Source organism: Enterococcus sp. RTP21361st1_A6_RTP21361_211029, from assembly GCF_040910045.1.
Taxonomy (GTDB): Bacteria; Bacillota; Bacilli; order Lactobacillales; family Enterococcaceae; genus Enterococcus_D; species Enterococcus_D gallinarum.
Window position 1 is genome coordinate 1 of record NZ_JBDGBK010000204.1, and the last position, 1,490, is coordinate 1,490.

Below are 1,490 nucleotides of genomic sequence, written 5' to 3' on the forward strand. Positions count from 1 at the left end.
CTCCGCTACGGGCCGGACGGGGCGGAAACCGGTGTCTGGCGGGTGACCGCGATGCTGACGTACGTACGTCCGACAAGGGAAAGGGGTGACGTGGATGACGAACATCATGCTGGTCGATGACCTGCAATACGCGAGGCTTGGTTACAAGCTCATGCTTGGCAAGGTGAGCGGCATCACGATCGTCTCCCAGGCGGGCGATGGCCGGCAAGCCATCGCGGAGATCGAACGACTGGAATCGGAAGGAGGCCCACTGCCGGACGTGGTGCTCATGGACGTGCGCATGCCCGTGATGGACGGCATCACCGCGACCCGGGAAATCACCCGCCGATGGCCTGCCATTCACGTGCTGATCCTCACCACATACGACGAGGACGACTACGCATACGGCGGGCTGGACGCGGGAGCCAGCGGATTCCTGCTCAAAGACGCCAGTGCCGCAGCCGTCAAGGACGCGATCCACGCGGTGGCGGAAGGAGACGCCGTGGTCACGCCACGCATCACCCGGCAGATTCTCGAGCACGGCATGCCCAGACCAGCAGCGGGCCGCGAACAACAGAAGCTACGGGATTCGTTCGCCGCTCTGCCGCCGCGCCAACGCGAGATATGCTCCCTGATCGCGGAAGGTATGACCAACGAGGAAATCGCCCGCAAACTGGTACTGGAATCCGCGACGATACGACGAACCATCAGTCGAATCCTCGCCACGATGCAACTACACGACCGAACGCAAATCGCCGTCAGCTGGCTCAAGGCCCATGCGCCACAGTAAGCAATGTCATTGGCAAGAACACGAAGATATGTGTCATCTTCAGCTGACAATCCGCTCCAAACACATTGAAATCAATAAGTAAGGATACAACAGTGAATATTATTAACGCATTAAGAGAAAAGGAAATATATGATTGGTGAAGAAGATTACCTCGAATCAATTACGAAACAATCTCCATTTTTTGTGGATCACGCTTCTATGCTTCCATCCATGAAGCGTGACCATTGGATTGCGGAATCTCTTATTCCCGATACTTGGTATGTAACAAGAAGAGAACCGTGGACGTATGTAAGCTCTCCGAATGGAAAAATGCGAGTCAACGGATGGAAGATTCATTTAAGCGCAACAAAAGAGAACGCGGAAAAGATTCTTGAAAAAGTAATACAAATTTGCTGTAAATATAATACAACATTCAAATTTCAAAGTTCACATAGAGATTTTCTCAACTGCAACGGGAAGGCAGCAAATCGTTCAGGTAGTGGGAAATTCATCACCATATATCCATCAACAAATGATGAACTTGAAAAAATAGTCGGTGATTTATATCCCCTCATCAAAGATGAAAAAGGCCCTTATATTCTAAGTGACATTAGATACAAGCAAAGTCCAATCTTCTTTCGATACGGAGGATTCATTGACCTGCGTCGCGAGGATGAAAATAACAATTATATTTCTATGATCCCAGACCAATCTGGAATACTGGTCGCCGATAAGAGGCTTC

The 1,490-nt window shown here is 50.7% G+C and carries 1 protein-coding gene and 1 pseudogene; both read left to right on the forward strand.

Annotated elements, in window-relative coordinates:
* Window positions 1-94 precede the first annotated feature (94 nt).
* Entirely contained in the window at window positions 95-769 is a 675-nt protein-coding gene (locus tag AB5Z52_RS17035) for a response regulator (protein ID WP_368267139.1), read from the forward strand.
* A 129-nt stretch (window positions 770-898) separates the two neighbouring features.
* Window positions 899-1,490: pseudogene (locus tag AB5Z52_RS17040) on the forward strand (hypothetical protein); the annotation flags it as partial.